This is a genomic window from Spiroplasma mirum ATCC 29335, from assembly GCF_000565195.1.
Lineage (GTDB): Bacteria > Bacillota_I > Bacilli_A > Mycoplasmatales > Mycoplasmataceae > Spiroplasma > Spiroplasma mirum.
The window spans coordinates 149,979-174,735 of sequence record NZ_CP006720.1; the positions used below are offsets into that span (position 1 = coordinate 149,979).

Consider the following 24,757-nt stretch of genomic DNA (forward strand, 5'->3'; position numbering starts at 1 on the left):
GAACCTTAGATTCAAACTTTTTTATACTTCTTCACCATTTAAAAGTTTTTCAAGATAATCACCAACCCCACCCTCATTATTTGTTAAATAAGTAATTCCGCGGGCGAGTGCTTTTAAGTTATCATTACCATTTTTCATTGCAATTCCATAACCAACTGTTTGTAGCATTTCACGGTCATTCATTTCATCCCCAAAAGCAATGACATCGCGGATGTCAACATTATAATATTGGGCTAAAATTCTAGCCGTAAAACCCTTGGAAACTAATTTATTATTAATGTTTAACATAATAGTATTGCTGTTTAGTTTTTTCCCAATATTAATCCGAACTGAGTTTTTATAATTATCAAACATTCTTAAAACTTGGTATTTATCATTATCATTTTTTAGATACAAGGCCATATTACTAGCCGGTCCTTTTCAATTATCAAAGGGGTCCGTGATGAAGTATTCATTATCAGCCACATCATCTAAATGGAAGTAGTTTTCGACTGCTTTATCTTTTTTTCAACAAATTGCTTTGTCATAATGTTCAATCAAAATGTTATCTAATGAATTTTTAATTTGGGGATTATTAATAATATCCATAATTACATCATATGAAATTGAAAAAACAATTCGTTTAAAATCCCGTTTTAACGGATCATGTATATGTCCTCCGTCAAAATTAGTCAATAAGGTTGTTAGCCCTAATTCTTGGTAAAATCGGATACTAGCCCGGTGCGGGCGCCCAGTAATAATACAAATATGGTGTCCATCATTAGTTGCCTTTTTTAATACTTCAATTGTTTTGGGATGAATTGATATGCCATCATCCATTAAGGTTGTTCCGTCTAAATCAATTAAAATTAAGCGTTTTTTATTTAAGTGTTGTAATTTCATTGTTACCTCCTCTTTTATTTGCTTGCTACAATATTTATTATATAATAAGGGAATATTTTTACTAAAAAAAGATAAAAATTTAGCACTTAATAATTGACAATGCTAATGAGTATTGGTATGATATAAGTGTTATTATCACTTAGCATAGTTAATTGCTAATTGACAATTGTCATTTTTATTATTGATAAAGGAGGTATTTATTATGGAATTTACACAACAATATGAGCCGGGGAAAGATCCTAAAGTCCTTGACAAGTATGCTAAAAATTTAAATAAATTAGCCCATGAAGGGAAAATGGATCCTATTATTGGTCGTGATGATGAAATTAACCGGGTAATTAGAATTTTATCAAGAAAAACAAAAAATAACCCTGTGTTAATTGGTGAACCAGGAGTTGGGAAAACTGCCATTGTTGAAGGACTAGCCCAGAGAATTGTCAAAGGTGATATTCCAAGTAACTTAAAAAATAAAATTATTTATGAACTGGACATGGGAGCCCTAATTGCGGGAGCTAAATACCAAGGAGAATTTGAAGAAAGATTAAAAGCAGTAATGAATAAAGTAAAAGAATCAAATGGTGACATTATTTTATTTATTGATGAACTGCATTTAATAGTTGGGGCTGGAAAAACGCAAGGAAGTATGGATGCTAGTAATTTACTAAAACCTTTACTAGCCCGCGGAGAACTTCACTGTATTGGGGCCACAACTTTAGATGAACACCGCCAGTACATTGAAAAAGATGCTGCCTTAGAACGTCGTTTTCAAAAAGTAATGGTTAATGAACCAACAATTGAAGAAAGTATTTCAATTTTACGTGGATTAAAAGAACGTTTTGAGTCGTACCATGGGGTTAAAATCCATGATAATGCCTTAGTTGCCGCCGTAAATTTATCATCACGTTATATTACTGATCGTTTTTTACCAGACAAAGCAATTGACTTAATTGATGAAGCATCAGCAACTATTAAAACGGAAATCGCTTCAGTTCCTACGGAACTAGATAATTTAAACCGGAAAATTTTACAATTACAAATTGAAAATGCAGCTTTAAAAAAAGAAACAGATAAAGCTTCAAATGAAAGATTAGTAGATGTTAATAATGAATTAAAAATTTTGCAATCAAAACAAGAAGTTTTGCATAAACAATGAACAAAAGAAAAAGAAAGTATTAAGCAATTAAAGCAAGTAAAATCAACAGTTGAGCAGTTAAAAACAGAATTAGAACAAGCCCAATTACGCGGTGATTTTAACCGTGCGGGGGAAATTCGCTACTCATTATTACCAGCTTTAGAAAAACAACTAGAAGAGCAAGAGAAAAAAGCTTCTGAATCACAACTTCTAAAAGAAGATGTCACTGAACGTGAAATTGCTTCAATTGTTGCGAAATGAACTGGAATTCCGGTTGACCGCCTAGTTGAATCAGAAAAAACAAAATTATTAAATTTAAATAAAATTTTACGCAGAAAAGTTAAAGGACAAAATGAAGCAATTGACGCGGTTAGCGATGCAATTTTAAGAAGCCGTAGTGGAATTAAAGATCCTAATAAGCCAATTGGTAGTTTCTTATTTTTAGGACCAACTGGAGTTGGAAAAACCGAAGTTGCCAGAAGTTTAGCTTATGTTTTATTTAACTCAGAAAAACAAATGGTCCGCTTAGATATGTCAGAATATATGGAAAAACATTCAGTAAGTAAATTAATTGGAGCCCCTCCAGGTTATGTTGGTTATGAACAAGGTGGCCAATTAACGGAAGCTGTTCGTCGTAGTCCATATTCAATTGTCTTATTTGATGAAATTGAAAAAGCTCATCCTGATGTCTTTAATATTTTGTTACAAATTTTAGATGAAGGGCGAATTACAGATAGTCTTGGAAAAACTGTGAACTTCCGAAACACAATTATTATTATGACCTCAAATATTGGTTCTGAATACTTATTGTCAGAAAACAATGAGGGTGTTGGCGAATTAATTCAAAAAGAATTAGTTCGTAAATTTAAACCAGAATTATTAAACCGGATTGATAATGTTATCATCTTTAATGCCTTATCAAAAGAAGTTATTAAAGAAATTGTTAATAAAGAATTAACTGAATTAACGACCCGAATTGAAAATACCAAAAATATTCGAATTAGTTTTTCTGATGATATCTATCAAAAAATTATTGATGAAGGTTATGATCGGGAATTTGGAGCCCGTCCAATTAAACGGTATATTCAAAAAAACATTGAGACAGTAATTGCCAAAGCAATTATTAGTGAAGAAATTCAAGAAGGAAAATCTTACACAATGGCTGTTGAAAAGAAAGAAATTGTCATTAAAAATAGTTCAAAATTAAATTAGCACTTGTAATATTAGAATGATAATTTATAATATTAATTGTTAGCACTAAACTGTGCTAATTGCCAAAGTTAATTTTATTGAACTATAGGAGGTATTAGCATGTTAACAACAAGACAAGAAAATATTTTAAAATGTATTGTTGAAGAATACACTAAAACAGCACAGCCTGTAGGAAGTAAATTTATTATGGAATCACCATTAATTGATGCTTCATCAGCAACAATTAGAAATGAATGTGTTATTTTAGAAAAACAGGGCTATTTAGAAAAAGAGCACACTTCCTCAGGAAGGATTCCTTCAACAATGGGTTATCGTTATTATGTTGATAACTTAATGGATAGCAAAAATATTGATGATATTAAAAATCGGATTGAAGGATTATTTGCTAATCGTAATATGTCAATTAATGATATATTAGATCAAACTGGTAAGATTCTAAGTGAAATGACAAACTTAACAACAGTTGTGGTTGGCCCTAACATTGAACAAGAATCACTGAAAAAAATTGAATTATTACCAATTAGTAATGATCGCGCTGTTGTGGTCTTTGTATTATCCAACGGTCATGTTGAAAACAAAATATTTGTTACCAACGAAGATTTTTCAATTAGTGATCTTAAAATATCGATTGAATTATTTAATGATCGCTTGGAAAATACCAAGATTAATGAAATTGAAAAGAAATTCGATCTTATTCGTCCAATCTTAGAACAACAAGTTAAGCATTATGAAATGATTTTAAAACAATTTGCAAATGCGTTAACAAGTATTGTTAAACCAGCCTATACGACCCACGGCATGCAATATATGTTGCAAAACCCCGAATACAATAATCCCGAACGGATTAAACAAATTGTTAAATTCATTGAGAATATTTCCCCTTTTGATTATTTTCAAAAACAACAATCAAAGGAAAAAGAAAACAAAGTAAGTGTACAAATTGGGAAAGAAACAGGATTTAACAATGATGATGTCGCTTTATTATCAACTACTTATAGTGTTGATAATATCCAAGAAGGGGGGATTGCTTTAGTTGGGCCCAAAAGATTAGAATACGATAAGGTTTATGAAATTTTAGAATGATTATCAGATAAAATAAAAGAGGTTTATAACAAATAGAAAAGAAAGGTGAGAAGTGAAATGTCAAATGAAAAGAGAGAAAACTCATCACCAAATCAATTAAAAGAAAAGATTGCCCATTTAAAAGAAGAATTAGCAAAGGTTAACGAAACTTTTCAAAAACAACTAAAACAAGAATCACAAGATTTTAGATCCGAAAAAGAAACATCACCGGATCAACAGTCACCAGTTAAAGAAGAAAAAGTTAGCCCGATGGTTGTGATTGAAGAATTAGAACGAGAAATTGATTTATTATTAAGAGATAACGTCCGACTTCGCGAAGAAAAATTAGTAGTATTAGCGGATAGTGAAAACTTAAAACGCAGAGTTCAAGAAGAACAAGCAAATGTTCGTAAGTATCGAGCAGCCGGGATTGTTGAAAAATTATTACCAGCCCTTGATAACTTTGAACGAGCACTACAAGTTGAAAATGTAACTCCCGAAGTTAAAAATTTCTTAATGGGATTTGAAATGATTTATAAATTAATAAAACTAAGTTTTGGTGAAGAAGGTATTACAGAAATTGAAGTTAACGTTGGCGATGAATTTGATTCAAAAATCCACCATGCAATTGAAATTGTTGAAACTGGCAAAGTTAAGTCAGGTCAAATTGCAAAAGTCCTACAAAAAGGGTATCTAATTCATGATCGGGTTTTACGACATGCCGCTGTTAACGTAGAAAAATAATATAAAAAAAGAAATAAAAAAATAGGTATACATAAGATAGAAACATAACAAAGGAGATTAATATTATGGCAAAAATTATCGGAATTGATTTAGGAACTACAAACTCTTGTGTCGCTGTGATGGATGGAAAAGATGTTAAAGTTTTAGAAAACCCAGAAGGACAAAGAACAACACCTTCAGTAGTTTCATTTAAAAATAATGAAATTATTGTTGGGGATTCGGCGAAAAGACAAGCAGTAACTAATCCTAATACAGTTAGTTCAATTAAAAGAAAAATGGGAACTAGCGAAAAAATTGAAATTAACGGGAAAGAATGAACACCCGAAACAATTTCAGCAGAAATTTTAAGATATTTAAAAACTTATGCTGAAAAAAAAATAGGTGAAAAAATTACAAAAGCAGTTATTACAGTGCCTGCTTACTTTAATGACGCTCAACGTCAAGCAACTAAAAATGCTGGTAAAATTGCAGGTTTAGAAGTTGAAAGAATTATTAACGAACCAACCGCTGCCGCGTTAGCTTATGGAATTGATAAAACTGATAAAGAACAAAAAGTATTAGTTTATGACCTAGGAGGAGGAACATTTGACGTTTCAATCTTAGATTTAGCTGATGGAACATTTGAAGTTTTATCAACCAACGGAGATAACCATTTAGGAGGAGATGACTTTGACGAAGTTATTATTAAATGAATGGTTGAGGAATTTAAAAAAGACAATGGAATTGATTTAAAAACAGATAAAATGGCAATGCAAAGATTAAAAGAAGAAGCAGAAAAAGCCAAAAAAAATCTATCTTCACAATTACAAGTTGAAATCGCAGCTCCATTTATTACTGCTCGTGATGGTAACCCATTACACTTAAACTTATCATTAACAAGAGCTAAATTTGATGATATGACAAAACACTTAGTTGCCAGAACAATTGAACCAGTTAAAAAAGCATTAGCTGATGCCAAAATGAAACCAAGTGATCTTGACCAAGTATTATTAGTTGGAGGAAGTACTCGTATTCCTGCGGTGCAAGAAGCAATTAAAAAAGAATTAGGAAAAGAACCGAACCGTACTATTAACCCAGATGAAGTGGTTGCCATTGGGGCCGCAATTCAAGGAGGAGTGTTAGCCGGAGATATTAAAGATGTTCTATTATTAGACGTTACTCCATTATCATTAGGAATTGAAACTTTAGGGGGAGTAAGCACCGTGTTAATCCCAAGAAATACAACAATTCCAACAAGTAAATCACAAATTTTCTCAACAGCAGCTGACAATCAACCAGCTGTGGACATCCATGTTTTACAAGGTGAACGTTCAATGGCCGCTGACAATAAAACTTTAGGTCGTTTCCAATTATCAGGAATTGAACCAGCACCAAAAGGAATTCCTCAAATTGAAGTTAAGTTCTCAATTGATGCGAACGGAATTGTGTCTGTTTCAGCGAAAGACTTAAAAACTAATAAAGAACAAACAATTACCATTACTAATAATGAAGGATTAAGTGAAGAAGAAATCCAAAAAATGATTACCGAAGCTGAAGAAAACAAAGCTCGTGATGAAGAAAGATTAAAAAATATTGAATTACGTAATAAAGCTGAAGCATATATTACAACAATTCAAAATACTTTAAATGAAATTAAAGATAAAATGAGCGATGAACAAAAAACACAAATGGAAACAATGGTAAATGAAATCAAAGAATTAGTTGAAAAAGAAGATTATGCTACATTACAAAATAAAATGAATGAATTAGAACAAGCAATGACCCAAGCCGCTCAATTTATGCAAGAGCAACAAGGTCAAAATGGTAATGATGAAATTGAAGATAAACCAGATAACGATGATAACAAAGATGAAGATAACAAAGACTAATTACTAATTAAGATAACTAGCTATTAGTTATCTTTTAATTCATTTTGCAGTTAATAATTATAGGAGGTTACAATAACAATGAATAATAAAAGAGACTATTATGAGGTGTTAGGAGTTAGCAATAATGCTAGTGATGATGAGATTAAAAAAGCTTTTCGAACATTAGCTAAAAAATATCACCCTGATGTTTCAAAAGAAAAAGATGCGGAAGCGAAATTTAAAGAAGTTAATGAAGCTTACGAAGTTTTATCAGACCCCAACAAGCGGAAAATGTATGATCAGTTTGGTCATGCTGGGGCCCAACAACAAGGTTTTGGTCAAGGATTTAATGCGAGTGGTTTTGAAGATATTTTTTCGGGGGGATTTAGTAGTTTTGGTGGTTTTGGCGATATTTTTGAAAATTTCTTTGGCGGTGGTAGTTCTCATCGTAAACAACAAAAACAAGATACGCGTCCCATGAAGGGCCAAGACATTGGCGCTCATGTAACAATTTCCTTAAAAGAAATGATGTTTGGGACAACCGTTAATTTAAATCTAACATTAGATAAAACTTGTGAAGTATGTAACGGAGCGGGGGCTAAAAACCCTAAAACAGATATTCACACATGTACGACTTGTGATGGTTATGGTTATGTTAATGTTGAACAACGAAGTTTATTTGGAATTATTCAAACTCAACAAACCTGTCCGGATTGTAAAGGAACAGGAAAAGTAATTACTAATAAATGTCCAAAATGTCGGGGGAAAGGGAGATACCAAGCCAAAGAAAAAATTGACTTGGAAATTCCAAAATCAATTATGCCAGGTCAACAATTACGAGTTTGGGAAAAAGGAAACTATGGTTATAATGGTGGACCGCGCGGAGATATTTACTTAGATATCTCAGTTAAACCAAACAAATACTTTAAACGAGTTAATGAATATGATTTATTTTTAGATTTACCAGTTAATTATTTAGATGCCTTATTAGGTGGTGAAATTATTGTTCCTACTTTTGATGGGGAAGTGCGTTTAAAACTACCAAGTAATACAAAAACAAATAGTATCTTTAACATTCCTAACTACGGTTTCTTTAAATCACCAAGTTCAAATAAAAGAGGAGACTTAATTGTTAATGTTATTGTTTCGGTGCCAACTAAATTATCAGCTGAAGAACGCCAAAAACTAAATGAATTAAAAGAAATTAGTACTTATAAAATGGATATGGATTTTATGAAAGATTTATAATAAAAAATGGTTTTACAACCATTTTTTATTTATTTTTATTTATGGTTATTCATTAGTTAAATAGCAGGTAAAATTCTCATTGTCATAAAAATAAATAGTAGTCGCAAAATTGTAAAGTAAATGCTAAGACCTTAATTCCTTCGCTACTAGTCTTTTCATTTTGCTCAAGTTTTCTTTTCATTAAAACTGTGATTGGAACTCAAATAAATAACCTTGTTAAAAATGTTAGAATACTAGTAACTCAACAAATGATTACCAAAAGTTGGTATGCTTTTTGCTGGTTATTTTGTAAATCTATTGTGTTTATTCTTTGATTAATTGTATTCTTGAAATTTTTCAAAAATTACTGCTCTTATTCTAAAAAAAATGCAAGAATTTTTGCACTTTTTATTGGGATTTTATTATTTGTCTTGTTTATTTTTTCATCGATAATATCCATAAATACCATGGGTTAAAACAAACACATTTTTATAACCAAGTTTTCGTAATTGCGCTGCGGCATCGCTGCTGCGGTTTCCACCATTGCAAAGGGTTATAATTAATTGTTCTTTGTCCTTTAAATATAAGCTTGGATCTTGCAATAAGTCATAAATATAAATATTTTGTGCTCCTGAAATTCCTTGCAATGATTTAAATTCAACTTCCGTTCGCACATCTAATAACAGCGCCTTATCTTTTAACTCTTCAAAAGTTTGATTATCCATATAAATACTATTTTGATTGTTCATTTTGTTTACCACCTCAATCTATCTCTCTTATATTTTAATATAATATTTGATGAAATAACCAAATAATAAAATAATTGTATGTTAAAATAAATATGGTTTTAATATTTTTAAATATTTAAGATTGAATTGTGTGCAGTAACAGAGAGGGAATAATATTTTTGTATGGATAAAAAAGTTTATGAAACAATTTTAAACGGTCGGAAATTAATTGTTGAATATGGACAATTAGCAAAACAAGCAGCAGGTAGTGTTTTAGTAAGATATGGTGATACAGTTGTCTTAGTAGCGGTTACTGTAAGTGATCAGGCTAGTGAAAGCGATTTTTTTCCGTTAACAGTTGTTTTTCAAGAGAAATTATATTCGGTGGGAAAAATTCCTGGCGGTTTTTTAAAACGGGAAGGAAAACCAAGTGAATATGCAACTTTATCAGCGCGAGTTATAGACCGTGCGTTACGTCCGTTATTTTCTGAAAATTTTCGTAACGAAGTCCAAGTTGTTATTAATGTTTTGGCCGTTAATAATGATAATGATGTGCGAATTGCGGCGTTATTTGCTGCTTCGTTAGCAATTTCAATTTCTCCAATTCCATTTAATGGTCCAATTGCGGGCGCCTTAGTAACAATTGATAATAATGGTAAAATAATAATTAATCCTACTTTAGATGAATTAAACAATGGCAAAATGGAACTAATTGTAGCGGGAACTAGGGATGCAATTAATATGGTTGAAGCAGGTTGCCAAGAGATTAGTGAAGATTTAGTGTTAGCAGCCATTTTAAAAGGTCACGATGTTGTGAAAGAATTAATATCATTTCAAGACCAAATTGTTCAAGCAGTAGGTAAACAAAAAATGCAAATTGAATTATTTAGTGTCCGTCAAGAAATTCAAGATTTTGTAAAGGCTAATTATCAACAGGCTTTAATTACCTCTGCAAATATTGCAAGTAAGCAAGAACGTTATCATCAAATTGAAAATATTAATAATGCTGCATTAATGGTATATGAAGAAAAACAATATAAAAATGAAAAAGAAAAAAAACGGGTAATGTTAGAATTAAACACTTGCTTACATAATGTTGTTCGTGATGAAGTTCGTCGTCAGATCACAATGGATAAAAAACGCTTGGATGGTCGAAAAGTTGATGAAATTCGCAGTTTAACAAGTGAAATTGATTTATTACCCGTTGTTCATGGAAGTGCTTTATTTACACGTGGTGAAACACAGGTAATGACAATTGTGACATTAGGAGCATTAGGAGAAAACCAAATTATTGATGGTATTACAGATGAAGAAGGAAAACGTTTTATGCACCATTATAACTTTCCGCCATTTTCAATTGGTGAAACAAGGAGAATGGGATCACCCTCTCGCCGAGAAATTGGCCACGGAGCCCTGGGGGAAAAAGCCTTAGCGCAAATTATTCCTAGTGAAAAAGTCTTTCCTTATACAATTCGGTTAGTTTCCGAAGTTCTGGAATCAAATGGAAGTACTTCGCAAGCATCAATTTGTGCATCGACGTTAGCGTTGATGGCGGCTGGTGTACCAATTAGCGCTCCAATTGCTGGAATCGCTATGGGCTTAGTAATGGAAAATGATCACTATACTATTTTAACTGATATTCAAGGGATGGAAGATCACTTAGGTGACATGGATTTTAAAGTTGCTGGTAGTGAAAAAGGAATTTGTGCTTTACAAATGGATATTAAAATTACGGGGATTAGTTCAGAAATTTTACAAGAAGCATTACTGGCGGCTAAAAAAGCTCGGAAAGTATTGTTAGCCAATATGTTAGCAACAATTGCCACTCCACGTAATCATTTAGCACCAACAGCTCCGAAAATGAAAACCTTTATGATTCCCATTGACAAAATTAGAGAAGTTATTGGAACGGGGGGTAAAGTTATTAGTGCCTTAATTGAAAAATCTGATGATGTTAAAATTGATATTGAAGATGATGGGCAAGTTACGATTTATCATAAAAATTATGAATCAATTGAAAAAGCATACCAATTTATTAAAGACATTGTGTGGCCAGCAGCTGTTGGTGAAGAATACGAAGGTAAAGTTGTTAAAATTGAAAAATTTGGTGCTTTTGTTAACTTGAAAGAAGGCGTTGATGGTTTAATCCATATTTCAAAACTTTCTGATAAACATGTTGGCAAAACAGAAAAGATTGTTAATTTAAATGATTTAGTACGGGTGAAAGTATTAGAAATTGATGCCAAAGGAAAAATTAAACTAGGATTAGTAAAGATTATTAGCAAATAAGAGAATAATCATTTTTCTTTGATTAATTACCAATGTAATACTTCTTTTGCTATAATTAAAAAGAAATAAGGAGTAGATAATATCATGAATAAAATTGCAATTGATATGATGGGGACTGATTTGGGAATCACCCCAATCCTTGGTGCGGTTAAAATTTTTCTTAAAAAATATCATGATATTAATTTTGTCTTTGTGGGGAACGAAGAAGAAATTAAACATGAATTAAAAAATTACAAATTAGATCCAGCACGTTATGAAATTTTCCATGCTTCAGAAATTATTGCGATGACTGAAGGACCCCTTGAAATTAGGCGGAAAAAAGATAGTTCAATGGTACGAAGTGCGGAATTACTAAAGGAACAAAAAGTTAATGCTTTTGTCTCAGGTGGGTCAACGGCGGCTTATTTAGCAGCGTGTCATTTTATTATTGGGGAAATTGAAGGAATTTCTCGTCCTGCTTTTATGCCTTTTATTCCAACCGTTACAAAGGGTAAATATGTTATGATGTTGGATGTGGGAGCTAATTTAGAAAATGACGCCCAAGATTTAGTAAATTTTGCGATTATGGCGGATGTTTATGCCCGGGTTATTTTAAATTTGCCTAATCCTAAAATTGGTCTGTTAAATATTGGCGAAGAAGCAAATAAGGGTAAAGAATATCATAAGAAAGCTTACCAAATGTTAAAAACTAATAACAAATTAAATTTTTATGGAAATATTGAGTCTCGTCATATTACAAGTGATCTTGTTGATATTATAATAACTGATGGTTTTACCGGAAATATTGCATTGAAAGCAATTGAAGGAATGGCCAAAAATTTAATGACAGTTTTAAAAAAAGAATTAACAAAAAATATTATTCGGAAAATTAAAGCACTAATGTTAAGAAAAGCATTTAAAGGGGTAAAAGAAACCTTTGATTATCGAAATAATGCTTCAGCTTTAATGCTGGGTCTTAACCAAATTGCAATTAAAACCCATGGTAGTAGTGATCAAAAATCATGGATTAGTACCTTAGAAATGACTAGAACTGTTATTAATAATGATGTTGCCAATAAAATTAGAGAAGCGATTAAGGAAACAAACTAGTTTTAAAGGAGTGATTAGATGTCATTTGAAAATAAAACACCAGAAAATTTGGTGTGTGAATTAAAAGAATTTTTTCAGAAATATAACATTGAAATTAAAAATGGAAAATACTATTTAGAAGCCTTAACTCATAACTCTTATGCAAACGAAAACAATTTATCATACACATATCAACGGTTAGAATTTTTAGGGGATGCCATCCTTGCCAAAGAAATTTCGTTATACTTATTTCGAAAATATCCTAATAAAAATGAAGGGGAGATTACTAATTTAAGAAGTAAAGTTGTGCGTGAATCAACCTTAGCTGAATTAGTGCGAAAAATGAATTTAGCACAATTTATCTTGTTAGGAAAGGGAGAAATTAAAACAAAAGGGTATGAAAAAGACCGTATTCTAGCTGATATTTATGAATCAATGATTGCCGCTTTGTATTTAGATACCGGTGAAGAAACAACACGTCATTTTATTTCCGACACCTTAATTGACTTTGCTGGTTCACCAGCCTTTCTGGATAAGATTCGTGATTACAAAACAGAGTTACAAGAATTCTTACAAGCCAGTGATTCGCGGGCATTAGAATATAAATTAATTGAAGAAATTATGCCACCGGAAGGAAACAAAATTCTTTATCGGATTGTAGCTGAAATTGATGGGGTGCGCTATGGCGAAGGGCAAGGCTATACTCATAAAGAAGCTGAACAAATTGCCGCACGCAACGCGCTAAATAAATTAGCAAAAAATACAATTGAGTAAAACTTTGTGGTAGTTTATTAAAGATAAACTATGGTGAAGTTTTACACCTTTGCAAATAAAAAAATATTAATTTAATAAAAATAAATGGAGTAAACTATGATTTTGATTAGACACTTATTTAAAAATTTTTGAAAGAGTTTTACCAAAAATACTTTACAAGTATTAGGGTTATTTATGATGCTGATTGTTATTATCACAATTTTTTGTGGTTTAATTTTATCGCATAATTTAGCTTATAGCCAACTAGATAAAATTGGACAGGGATCATATGATACCAATGTAACTTTTACGATTAGTGATAAATTAAAAATTAAATCACGCGTAAACAACTTATCATACAGTTTAGTTAATATTAATTATTTGGATGATAAAAACAACCCTAATATTAATCAAATGGAGAAAGCTAATTTTAGTCTAAAAAAAATCAATGGTTATTACCAAATTATTTTAGATTCAAAAACAACCCATGTGGGACAATGGTTAGCATCAAATAGTAATAATGAATATTTTCAACAGCAATTAAAAAAGAGTGATACAGTAGCCATTAATTTTCGAAATGATATTTTACCAAATAGTGATTTTATCTTAACCGATGATGAATATAATGAATTAATTAGTTATACTGTAACGAATGGAGAGTGAATTCCCTTTGTTAGTGTTGATGCTAAAACAAAAGATTTATCAGGTTATGAAATTTTTAATAACCAGTATAAAGATTTTAAAACTAACCAGGATAGCATTAATGAGTTAGAGATAAAATTAATGAATACTGTTATTTTAGGTTCGGTCATTAATAAGGGTTTTATTTATGAAACCCTAGATGTTTATGATATTTTTAAAGCACAGTATTATTATATTCAAAATATTAAAACGGGTTATTGGTCAACCCCAATTATGGTTAAGGGGAATTATCAAGAATTTTTAAATTATATTGCGCCCGATGGAATTGCGCCTATTATTATTAATCCGAGTTATGCACGTAAAAATGATTTAAAAATTGGTGATGTTATTAATATTTATAATAATTATTATCGGATTTTAGGGTTTGGGACTAGTTTATTTGTAAACCAAGATGTAAACAATGGTAATTTTGTTTATAATCCCTACCTATGGATGCGAAACCAAGATTTTCTTAAATTAAAATCATATTTACCAAATATTACACGGTTAGTGGAAAACCAGTGAACAATTAAGGGTGCTTTTGCTGATAACCAGTTGAACCCTGGTTTTAAGGATAATAAGCAAGGAAGCTGGAATAACTTTGCTAATATTTATCAGGATGGGAATATTAATTTAACTGGTAAACCTAACAATGAAATAAATTCAATGTTACTATTAATTATTAATAAAGAAGAAATTATTTGATCAATTTTAATGGCGATTTCAATTCTGTTAATTGTTTCATCTTTTATTATGATTAGTATGATTGTTAATAAATTATTATTAGTTAATCGTGAAATTATTGGAAACTTAAAAGCCCAGGGCTATTCAACGATGGTTATTACAACACTTTTATTATTATGTTTCTTTGTTTTAATGCTCATTATTTCCACGATTGCGATGGGGACGAGTTGGGTCTTTTCCTTTATTCTTAATATTACATATAGTGGTTTTTTAGAACTAACAACTTACTTTTCAGTTCCAAACTGAAGAATTGTGCTATATGATTTTGTCATTCCAACAGTCATTGTTTGTGGTTATGCTTTTATCTTCATTTTCTTAGAAGTTCAGAAAAAACCACTGGTTTTAATGAAACCAAAAGTGGTGAAAGCACCAATTCTCAAAAAAGGTTATTTAACAAAGTTTTTAGGATTCATTAAGCTGAACTTTAAGCAAAAAATCAGTTTAAAATTTGCCTATGATGCTAAATGAAAATTATTATTAACAATTATCGCAACGACCTTAACGGGGGCAATGCTTTTTACTGGTTTAACAACAATTATTAACTTTTCGCAAGTTAATCTTAATTTGCGTTACAACATGAATTGAAAATATGCTTATCAGTATGATAATAGTTATCATTATGATTTAAAAAACAAAGCTCCCTATGATTATTTAGTTTATGATAGTTCCCAAGATGTTATTACTAGCAATGTTGCCGGTTATAACATCCTAGACCCCTCGCAAAAAATAACTACTTCTGAATTAGTCTTAAAAAAATATCAACTCAATGGGAAGGCTGTTTGTGGGCCATTTGTTGACGGTAGTACGGATTTAAAAAGTTTAAAATATTTATGGTTAAATGCTAATAGTTATGGATGATATGTTAATAATTGTAAAGGAACAAGCCATTATGACCAAATTACCTCTTTTATTAATTCGAGTACCTATTATTATTTTATTGAAGAATTAAGCCGTAATAATGGAATTCTTACTTTGGGTTATCAACCAATTATTTATGGTAAGCAACAACAAGAATTATTTGCCCTAAATAGTTATTTATCAACTAATTTTGCTTTAAATTATGGTTATACCGAAAACTTCTTAAATAGTTATCGCCAAGCTAATTTAAAATCACCAATTGATATTTCAATCCGTAGTTTTTATCAAAATTATATTAAACCATGAAACTTTAGTTGGATTAGGGGTAATGCGACCCAATTTTATCAATATGAAAATGATAATTTATTGTTTGTCCCTCGCTTAGAAAACAAAACTAATATGGAATGGTTCTTTAATGAGATTACTAGTTTTGATGATCGTGATTCTCAGAAAAGTTTATTATACTATGCACTTCATCCTAACCAGTATACAATCAATAGACATGTTAAAGAAACAATTTTATTAACTAATAAAATTAAATCATTAATTCAGAATGGAGACTGGTTTTATGCCCATACCCCGGGTTGAAAACCATCCAATTTTAAAGTGAATGTTTATCCAATTATTGTCAATAAAGGTTTCCAATTTTTAAAGGGAGTTAATATTGGTAATGTTTTGACAAGCAATTTTAACGAGAAATCAGTTACGTTCTATATTGTGATGGATGAATTTAACAACGGAATGAAAAATATGATTTTAATTAATAATTACGCCACAAAGGGATTGGTCCAAAAAGACTTAAACCAACTTTATTCATCCCTTAATCAAAATGAAACTTACCGCTATATTGGTTTTTATGAGCGGAATAATAATTATACCGTTGATCCTTCTAATCCAAAAACATATGATACGGCTCCTATTTATAATGGGACGCAAAATTTAACTAATATGTTTGAAAAGACAGTTAATTTACAAATTCTTTTATTCTTAATTTATTTGTTAATTTTAGTAGCATCTATTGTAGCATGTATTTTCCAAATCTTTATTATTACTAATATTATTGTAAAAGATAACTTAAAAGTGTTGAACAGTTTTAAAGCATTAGGATATTCAAACTTATGAATTTTTAACCGGATGTTCTTGGTTTATTTACCAATTATTATTATTAGTTGAGTTATTTCAATTCCAATTGGGACATATGTCATTGACATGATTCGCCAGCAAATTATCTGAAATATGCTCGCATATGTTTCTGCAGCTGTTAATGTTGGGGACTACTTAATTAGTTTCTTTGGCTTAGTAGCAATGTTTATCACCGCATTTGTTTTAAATAAAGGTTTTATGGATCGACGATATCCAATGTTAAAAACAATGAACTGAAATTAGAACATAAACAAAATTTGTTTATGTTTTTTATGCACGACAGGGATATTTTTTAATGATCAAAATAACATTGTGCTATATTTTAGTTGATAAAGTAGAGAACATAATGTGGATAAGAACAATAAGTGAGGTTAATTTTAATGGGTTAGTTTTGTTAAAAAAACACCATCAATTTAATGAATTTTATCAACAACAAAGTTATCGGAATGCTAAATTAACAAAATTATTAAATGAAACGATTGAACATAGTGTTACCATTGAAGAATATAGTCAACACTTTATTAATTTATTAGTGTTGATTGTGGAAGAAGATAATCAAGATTTATCAGATGAAATGATGATTCAAATTGGAATGGTAATGTCTTATTGCCATGGGATTACCTTGTTTTGTGAAAAATTAGACCAGGTATTACTTAAACAAAAAGAAATTATTCAAGCCTTTATTAACACCGTTAAAGAATTAAATGTGGAAATTATTTTAGAATTAACAAAATACCAAGATTTCCCGATGAATATCTTAACTAATATTTTTAATGAAATTTTAAGTTTTAAAACCCTTCACTAATTTTTGACAATTTAAGAAAAATTTTGAACAACATTACGAACGCAGGTGCTAGATTATCAAACGAGTAAGGAGGTTTTTAAACTTTTTATTTTATATTTTTTCACTCCCAAAGCCCTCATTGATTTCTTTAATAAATTATTAGTTAACAAGTGCTAGTTTCATTGTTTAAGAATAGTGATATAATATTTATGAATAAGGAGATGACGACCATGAGGGAAGCATTAAAAGGTTCAAGCCTAACTGAAGAAGAAATTTTAAAAAAATTCAAGAAATTTAAAAAAATTTTGATTGTACACCAAATATGATTGATGGCATTGGGTTTTGTGCCAAATCATTTGGTAAAGATGGTAAATTAATTACTGAAGAAGTTGTTACTTCTAATTCAAAATAAAAACATTATTTTATTAAATAATGTTTTTATTTTGGTGATTTCCTGTCCACTTCCTTTGATAAATTTATATAATTAATACGAAAATAATTGAATGACAAATAAAAGGAGAATAGTATGTTTGGACTAGAAAATAATATGGCAGGTTTAGGGTATTTTGTTTTTCTAATAATTTTAGGCCTTTTAATATTAGGAATGATAATTATTGGGTTAGTTGATATTTCTTATAAAAGTCAAAAAACAAAATATTATCCCAAAGAAATTTTACGAAAAATGTTAGATGATAATGATCTGAAAGATGTTAATATTGGAATTTTTAAATTTATTGGGAAGGCGCAGAATTTCAATTATATTAGTAACACTATTAAAATTAGAATTCGTGATTTAAATGATCCTAGTGTTTTAAAAATTTATGATATGTTATTTCACTTTTATTATTTATTTCAAATTAAAACTAAAAAAAACCGTTCATTTTTTTGATTAAAATTTGTTTCGTATTTATTATGTTTTGTATTTGTAATTTTTATTACAACAACAATTTTAATAATTTTATGTAATGTTATTAACAATAATAACTTAGATATTGATAGCATCACCACCGCCATTCAAGTCCTAGCGATTGTTGGCTTAATTTTATTAATTATTAGTTGGTTTTCATGGACTAACATTGTTGAAAAATATCGCAAAGATTTAATTGATTTAGCGGATGAGTATTTAGATGACCAAACTGCCAAAAAAATAAAATTACTAACAGCTTTTAAAGCCTTTTTTCCCTTTTCAGAAAATGTCATCTTTTTTACATAAAATTAGCCATCTTTTAAATAAACTATAAAAGATTAAAAAAACAAGAAAAATAGTTGCACGATTTTATTAATTTATATATAATGAATAAGGTTGATTATTCAACAATGCCTAGTTAGCTCAGTTGGTAGAGCATTCGGCTGTTAACCGACAGGTCGCAGGTTCGAGCCCTGCACTAGGCGCCATTTTATTTTAAGGAAGTATATTTAAAAGATCATATTTGGCCTGTTGGTGAAGCGGTTAACACACATGCCTTTCACGCATGCATTCACGGGTTCAATTCCCGTACAGGTCACCATTGTCGAGTGTTAGCTCAGTTGGGAGAGCGCCTGCCTTACAAGCAGGTGGTCAGCGGTTCAAGTCCGTTACACTCGACCATTTTTTAAATACGCTGGCTTAGCTCAACCTGGTAGAGCAACTGACTTGTAATCAGTAGGTTGGGAGTTCGATTCTTCTAGCCAGCACCATTATTGTTCTCTCCTGTTAGCTCAGTTGGGAGAGCAACTGGCTTTTAACCAGTGGGTCAAAGGTTCAAGTCCTTTACAGGAGACCATTTTTTAATAAAATATTAATAACAGAGGAAATCCGGGTTTGGCGGAATTGGCAGACGCACCAGACTTAGGATCTGGCGAGGCAACTCGTGGGGGTTCAAGTCCCTTAACCCGGACCATTATTTAAAATTAATAAAAGTTTAATCACTGTGGAGTGATTTTTTTTATCGCAAAATTAGTGCAGAAAACCATCATAACTTTATCATTTCTAATCAAAATTATAGTAAAATTAAAATATAGTAATAAAGATAGGAGCCTTTACGATCAAATAAGGAGGAATCATATGAAACGTGCCATTTTTACTGACTTGGATGGGACTTTATTACAAGACAATCATAAGTTTAGCAAGATTACTAAGAAAACAGTTAAACAAATCCAGGACAAAGGAATTCCCTTTGTAGTTACAACGGGGCGTCTTGCGAGTGATGCCATTCGCCAAGCAAAAAAACTAAAAGTTCATAAATATAATGGGTATGTCCTAGCAAATAATGGCTCTGCCGCTTATTCGTTTGCTACTAACTCATTTTTATGAATGATGATTTTTACAGATGAAGAAATTAAAAAATTATTTAAATTTACTTACAATAAATATAAAGTTCATTTTTTTAGTAACAACGGAACTTATGTTTATGAAAAGGGCAAAAATTCATTTTACTGATCAAAGATTATGAAAACAAGCTATAAAATTATTGATGCTCCTGACCAGATTACAGAAGGCATTACTCATGCTAGTGTTATCACCCATGAACCATTAAGTGACAGTTCTGCGGCGCAACTAGTAGATGAGTTAAAAACATTATTACCATTATTAGATGTCACCCAGTATAATAATCGTGTTTTTGAAATTTCAGCAAAAGGAATTTCAAAAGGAAGCGCATTAAGATTTTTATCACACTATTTAGGAGTTCCGATTGAAAATACCTTCTCATTTGGGGATTCATACAATGATATTGAGTTAATTAAACAAGCAGGAACCGGAGTGGCGGTTAATAATGCAATTGATGAAATTAAAGCTTTGGCCAAAGAAATTTCATTATCAAATAAAGAAAACGGGCCAGCACTATATTTAAGAGATAAAATTTTAAAAAATGAGATATAATGATACTATATTATAAATATAATGCAAAGGAGAGAAATTTATGGCAATTAAGCATTTAGAAAATATGCAAGAATTTAATAATTTAATAAATAAAAATGAAAAAACTATTATTGACTTTTATGCTGATTGATGTGGCCCATGTAAAATGCTTGCGCCAATTTATGAAGAACTAGCTGGTGAAGTTTCTAATGTTCATTTTGCAAAAGTTGATGTTGATAATTTACAAGATATTGCTCAAGAATATGGTATCGCATCAATCCCAACATTATTAATTTTCCAAGGTGGAAAAGAAATGAATCGTCATGTTGGATTTGCAACCAAAGATCAAATTAAAGAATTATTAAAATAAATTGCGATTAAAATTTAAATAAGTAAGTAGGTAAATATTAAAATTATGGCAATGTCAATGAAAAAAAGAGTGAAACTAATGGAAGCAAAAAAATTAGAAAAGGCAAATGCCCGTAAGGAAGCAGCAAAGAAAAATTCACAATCACAAGTTAGTAAATAAAAAAGTTAGAACACGGCTAACTTTTTTATTTGGTTAATTTTCAGCGTTATTTCCTTGGGGCAATTTACCAAAATTTTCTTTTTACCAATAAAAATAATATAAAAATAAAGATACTTTTCGGTAAAATGGTTGCAAATAAATCTAAAAGTGGTTAAATACAAATAGAAGGAAATCAAAACATATTTTATAATGTAGTGACAAAAACTTAATGATAAAAACTTTTAGGGAATCATCAAATTATAAAAAACATTTTGTAGGAAATTATTATTTTTCTAGATTATTTTTCGCGTATGTTTTTATTAACCTTCAGGGAGATTTAGATTATTCAAAATCTAATACTTAGATTTTCTATTTAGGAGGTAATTAAAATGAAAGATAAGTATGCAATTAATGTCTATTCAGAAATTGGGACATTAAAAAGTGTTATGTTACACCGTCCCGGAGATGAATTATCAAATTTAACACCAGATTTATTAGAAAAATTGTTATTTGATGATACACCAGATTTGCCTATCGCACAACAAGAGCACGATGAACTAGCAAAAGTGTTGAGAGATAATGGTGTGGAAGTATTGTACATTGAAAAAATGGTTGCTGAAACAATTGCGCAAGATAAAAATTTAAGAACTGACTTGTTAGATAGGTTCCTAAAAGAATCAGGAGCAAAACCAGAACACATTGAACCATTAAGAAAATATTTAGATAAACTTTCAGACCAAGATATGGTAAATAAAATGATCGCAGGAGTAACAAAATATGAATTAGGTGTTGAAAATACTGATGGTTATCCATTAGCAATGGACCCATTACCAAACCTATTATTCCAAAGGGACCCATTTGCATCAATTGGAAACGGGACAACTGTGCACCAAATGTTTACTATAACAAGAAGACGTGAAACAATTTTTGCGGACTTAGTACTACATCACCACCCAAGATTTAAAGATAAAGTAAACTTCTGATACGATCGTAACGAAGAAGGAAGTATTGAAGGGGGAGATGTTTTAGTATTAAACCACAAAACATTAATTATTGGGGCTTCACAAAGAACAAGTATTGATGCAATTAAAAAAGTTGCTAAAAGAGTTATCGAAAGTCCTGAAATTTCTTATGAAAAAGTTATTGTTTTTGATTTAAAAACTAAAAACAGAGCATTTATGCACTTAGATACAGTCTTTACAAATATTGACTACGATAAATTTATTGCACACCCATTAATCTTTGATAACATTAGTGAATTTAAACTTTATGAAATTTCAAAAGACGGGATGACAGAAATTAACAAACAACTAGATGAATACTTATCAGATGTTGTTGGTAAAAAAATTCACATTGTAAAATGTGGAGGGGAAAATCCAATTGCCCAAGCCAGAGAACAATGAAACGATGGAACTAATGTGATTACAATTAAACCAGGGGAAGTTATTGCTTACAACCGTAACCACATTACAATCGCGGAATTAAAAAAATTAGGTGTTAAAGTACACGTAATTGACAGTGCTGAATTATCGAGAGGTCGTGGGGGACCACGTTGTATGACAATGCCAATTTGAAGAGAAGATATTTAATTAATAACGAAGAAAAAGGAAGGAAGTCATAAAAATATGGCCGTAAATTTAAAAGGAAGAAGTTTTTTAACATTATTAGATTTCACACCAAGAGAAATCAACTATTTATTAGATTTATCAAGAATGCTAAAAGAAGCTAAATATGCAGGAATTGAACAACAACCTTTAAAAGGAAAAAATGTTGTGTTATTATTCCAAAAAGATTCAACAAGAACTCGTTGTGCTTTTGAAGTTGCCGCTTCTGATTTAGGAATGAACGCAGTGTACCTAGGACCTTCAGGAAGCCAAATGGGGAAAAAAGAATCAATTGAAGATACTGCAAAAGTTTTAGGAAGAATGTTTGACGGAATTGAATTTCGAGGTTACAAACAAAGTGATGTTGAAGATTTAGCAAAATATTCAGGAGTACCAGTGTGAAATGGGTTAACAGACTTATACCACCCAACGCAAATGTTAGCTGATGTTTTAACAATCCAAGAAGTTAAAGGGCCAAATGTTAAAGGAATTAAATTCATTTACTTTGGTGATTCAAGATTCAACATGGCAAACAGTTACATGATTATTAGTGCAAAATTAGGAATGCATTTTACTGCATGTGCTCCAAAAGATTTATGACCAGATGCAAAACTATTAAAACAATGTCAAGATATTGCGAAAGAAAATGGGGGATCAATTACTTTAACAGAAGATCACAAAACCGCAGCTAAAGACGCTGATGTTATTGCAACTGATGTTTGAGTATCAATGGGAGAAGATAAATCAGTTTGAAAACAAAGAATTGCTGATTTAACACCTTACCAAGTTAATATGGAAAAAATTAAACAAGCTAAAGAAGATGTGATCTTCTTACACTGTTTACCAAGTTTCCATGATGAAAATACTGATACTGCCCAAGATATTATTAAAGAATTTGGGGGAAATGGTGAATTAGAAGTAACTAACGAAGTATTTACCTCAAAATACTCAAAAGTATTTGAAGAAGCGGAAAATAGATTACACACTATTAAAGCAATAATGTTAGCAACTTTAAGAGGTTAATGGTGAATTTTTAAACATTTGCTTATTGTTATTATCTTGATTTGAAAAATTAATTTAATGAAAGGAGGGGAGGGAGATTAAATGCCTGCTCTTAAAAGTGGCAAACGAAGAAAATTTAAATTGCCTGCCGCAATTACCATCTTATTCTTCATTATTGCTATTGTAATTATTGTGTCATGAATTCCAGGGACAGCCAAACCGTATGATCCAGTAACTGGACAATATGGGAAGGCCGGGGTTTTTGAGCTATTCTTAGCACCCTTAGAAGGTTTTGGAGGTAAATTAGACACTATCTTATTTGTTCTTGTCTTAGGGGGATTCTTAAACGTTATTATTAAATCCGAAGCGTTAGGCGCTGGGATTGGTCGTTTAATTGTAAGAATGAAAGGGAAAGAAATTTGAATTATTCCTACTTTAATGTTCTTATTCTCAATTGGGGGAACAACTTACGGAATGGGAGAAGAAACAATTGCGTTATATCCTGTTTTAATTCCCGTAATGCTAGCTGCAAGATTTGATGTTGTAACATCAGTTATGACAATCTTATTAGGAGCTGGAGTAGGGTGTGTTGGTTCATTCTTAAACCCATTCGTAATTGGGGTTTCATTTAGTCGAACAGATACTGCAACTTTTGGAATTACTAACTCAGCTGGGATTATATGACGGATTATTGCTTGATTAGTACTAACGGCTGTAACAATTGCATTTGTAATGTGATATGCGATGCGGGTTAGAAAAAATCCTGAAAAATCACCAATGTATACTGAACGTGAATTTTACTTAAAAGAATTTGGGATGCCAGATAGTATTCCAGAATTCACTAAAAAACGTAAAGCAATTATGATTGTCTTTATGTTGACGTTTATCGTCATGATCTTTTCATTAGTATCATGAAGTTCATTTGGTTATAATGCAGCCACAAATGCTAATGATTGAATTAAAGAACATGCCCCTTATATTGCAAGATTCTTTAGTCCATTTGGGGACTTCTCGTTATTACAAGTAGCGGTTGTCTTCTTAATTTCTTCAATTGTTATTGTGGCAATTGACTGAAAAGGAGAAGAAGAATATGTTAGAACATTTATCGCGGGGGCAAGTGATATTTTATCAGTGTGTTTAGTTATTGCAACTGCTGCTGGAATTGGATGAATTTTGAACAAAACCGGAATGCAAATTAACTTAGTTAATGTGCTTGCTTCGCCAATGAAAAAATTAGTAACAACCGGGTTCATTATTGTTGGATTCTTCTTCTTCTTAATTATTTCAATTTTTATTCCGTCAACCTCGGGATTTGCCGCAGCAGTGTTCCCAATTATTGGGCCGGTAGCGGAAGGAATTCAACCAGGGTTATGGTCGGGTTCAATTACGGCGTTTTCGTTTGCAAACGGAATTATTAACCTAGTTAGCCCAACCAGCTTTATTTTAATGGCAGCATTAAGTATTAGTAAAGTCTCATTAGATAAATATCTAAAAGTAGTGTGACCATACTTAATCGGATTAACTGCTTTAGCAATTGTCTTGTTGGCAATTGGATCACAATTACCAATTAAACCTGGTGGAATGTGATTCTAATTTGCGTAACAGATTAATATTTAATAAAATTGAAAGAAAAGATATTGTAATATCTTT

Annotated in this window: 18 protein-coding genes and 6 tRNA genes; 22 read left to right on the forward strand and 2 right to left on the reverse strand. The window is 30.9% G+C overall.

Annotated features, from left to right (window positions below):
- Nucleotides 1–21 precede the first annotated feature (21 nt).
- Nucleotides 22–882: a Cof-type HAD-IIB family hydrolase gene (locus P344_RS00705; protein ID WP_025316980.1), complete on the reverse strand. Its 861-nt coding sequence runs from the start codon at nt 880–882 to the stop codon at nt 22–24.
- Nucleotides 883–1,084: 202 nt separating this feature from the next.
- Between P344_RS00705 and P344_RS00710 the strand changes: the two genes are divergently transcribed.
- The 5 genes from P344_RS00710 (at nt 1,085) to dnaJ (ending at nt 8,127) form a co-directional block, all read left to right on the forward strand.
- The gene (locus P344_RS00710; RefSeq protein ID WP_025316981.1) at nt 1,085–3,226 is read left to right on the forward strand and encodes an ATP-dependent Clp protease ATP-binding subunit; all 2,142 of its coding nucleotides are present in this window, start codon (nt 1,085–1,087) and stop codon (nt 3,224–3,226) included.
- 99 nt (nt 3,227–3,325) lie between these two features.
- A complete protein-coding gene (gene hrcA, locus P344_RS00715; protein ID WP_025316982.1) occupies nt 3,326–4,345 on the forward strand; it encodes a heat-inducible transcriptional repressor HrcA in 1,020 nt (339 codons plus the stop codon).
- Between the two features lie 21 nt (nt 4,346–4,366).
- Nucleotides 4,367–5,032, forward strand: coding sequence for a nucleotide exchange factor GrpE (grpE, locus tag P344_RS00720; protein ID WP_025316983.1), 666 nt, complete (start codon nt 4,367–4,369; stop codon nt 5,030–5,032).
- A 65-nt stretch (nt 5,033–5,097) separates the two neighbouring features.
- Nucleotides 5,098–6,900 (forward strand): molecular chaperone DnaK, encoded by a 1,803-nt coding sequence (dnaK, locus tag P344_RS00725; RefSeq protein WP_025316984.1) that lies wholly within the window; start codon nt 5,098–5,100, stop codon nt 6,898–6,900.
- Between the two features lie 78 nt (nt 6,901–6,978).
- Nucleotides 6,979–8,127 carry a molecular chaperone DnaJ gene (gene dnaJ / locus P344_RS00730; protein WP_025316985.1) on the forward strand — a complete coding sequence of 383 codons (1,149 nt, stop codon included), beginning with the start codon at nt 6,979–6,981 and terminating at the stop codon, nt 8,125–8,127.
- 401 nt (nt 8,128–8,528) lie between these two features.
- Here the strand turns inward: dnaJ and P344_RS00735 are convergent, their stop codons facing one another.
- On the reverse strand, nt 8,529–8,855 hold the full coding sequence (locus P344_RS00735) for a rhodanese-like domain-containing protein (protein ID WP_025316986.1): 327 nt from the start codon (nt 8,853–8,855) through the stop codon (nt 8,529–8,531).
- Nucleotides 8,856–9,017: 162 nt separating this feature from the next.
- Here P344_RS00735 and P344_RS00740 point away from each other — a divergent pair, with 162 nt between their 5' ends.
- The 17 genes from P344_RS00740 (at nt 9,018) to P344_RS00820 (ending at nt 24,700) form a co-directional block, all read left to right on the forward strand.
- Complete coding sequence (locus P344_RS00740) at nt 9,018–11,123, forward strand: polyribonucleotide nucleotidyltransferase (protein ID WP_025316987.1); 2,106 nt, start codon at nt 9,018–9,020, stop codon at nt 11,121–11,123.
- 84 nt (nt 11,124–11,207) lie between these two features.
- A complete protein-coding gene (gene plsX, locus P344_RS00745) occupies nt 11,208–12,212 on the forward strand; it encodes a phosphate acyltransferase PlsX (protein ID WP_025316988.1) in 1,005 nt (334 codons plus the stop codon).
- Nucleotides 12,213–12,230: 18 nt separating this feature from the next.
- The gene (gene rnc, locus P344_RS00750; protein WP_025316989.1) at nt 12,231–12,965 is read left to right on the forward strand and encodes a ribonuclease III; all 735 of its coding nucleotides are present in this window, start codon (nt 12,231–12,233) and stop codon (nt 12,963–12,965) included.
- A 96-nt stretch (nt 12,966–13,061) separates the two neighbouring features.
- A complete protein-coding gene (locus P344_RS00755; protein WP_236681401.1) occupies nt 13,062–16,613 on the forward strand; it encodes an FtsX-like permease family protein in 3,552 nt (1,183 codons plus the stop codon).
- A 103-nt stretch (nt 16,614–16,716) separates the two neighbouring features.
- Nucleotides 16,717–17,175, forward strand: a complete 459-nt coding sequence (locus P344_RS00760) for a hypothetical protein (RefSeq protein WP_025316991.1) — start codon at nt 16,717–16,719, stop codon at nt 17,173–17,175.
- Between the two features lie 505 nt (nt 17,176–17,680).
- On the forward strand, nt 17,681–18,367 hold the full coding sequence (locus P344_RS00765; protein ID WP_025316992.1) for a hypothetical protein: 687 nt from the start codon (nt 17,681–17,683) through the stop codon (nt 18,365–18,367).
- A 106-nt stretch (nt 18,368–18,473) separates the two neighbouring features.
- Nucleotides 18,474–18,549, forward strand: a tRNA-Asn gene (locus tag P344_RS00770).
- Nucleotides 18,550–18,586: 37 nt separating this feature from the next.
- Nucleotides 18,587–18,662 (forward strand) — tRNA-Glu (locus tag P344_RS00775).
- Nucleotides 18,663–18,666: 4 nt separating this feature from the next.
- Nucleotides 18,667–18,742, forward strand: a tRNA-Val gene (locus P344_RS00780).
- 12 nt (nt 18,743–18,754) lie between these two features.
- Nucleotides 18,755–18,831, forward strand: a tRNA-Thr gene (locus P344_RS00785).
- Between the two features lie 10 nt (nt 18,832–18,841).
- Nucleotides 18,842–18,917 (forward strand) — tRNA-Lys (locus P344_RS00790).
- A gap of 32 nt (nt 18,918–18,949) precedes the next feature.
- Nucleotides 18,950–19,034: transfer RNA gene (locus P344_RS00795), tRNA-Leu, on the forward strand.
- Nucleotides 19,035–19,198: 164 nt separating this feature from the next.
- Entirely contained in the window at nt 19,199–20,014 is an 816-nt protein-coding gene (locus tag P344_RS00800) for a Cof-type HAD-IIB family hydrolase (protein WP_025316993.1), read from the forward strand.
- 40 nt (nt 20,015–20,054) lie between these two features.
- On the forward strand, nt 20,055–20,363 hold the full coding sequence (gene trxA, locus P344_RS00805) for a thioredoxin (protein ID WP_038677541.1): 309 nt from the start codon (nt 20,055–20,057) through the stop codon (nt 20,361–20,363).
- A gap of 527 nt (nt 20,364–20,890) precedes the next feature.
- Nucleotides 20,891–22,090: an arginine deiminase gene (locus P344_RS00810; protein ID WP_025316995.1), complete on the forward strand. Its 1,200-nt coding sequence runs from the start codon at nt 20,891–20,893 to the stop codon at nt 22,088–22,090.
- A 36-nt stretch (nt 22,091–22,126) separates the two neighbouring features.
- Entirely contained in the window at nt 22,127–23,128 is a 1,002-nt protein-coding gene (gene argF / locus P344_RS00815) for an ornithine carbamoyltransferase (RefSeq protein WP_025316996.1), read from the forward strand.
- A gap of 81 nt (nt 23,129–23,209) precedes the next feature.
- On the forward strand, nt 23,210–24,700 hold the full coding sequence (locus P344_RS00820) for a YfcC family protein (protein WP_025316997.1): 1,491 nt from the start codon (nt 23,210–23,212) through the stop codon (nt 24,698–24,700).
- Nucleotides 24,701–24,757 lie beyond the last annotated feature (57 nt).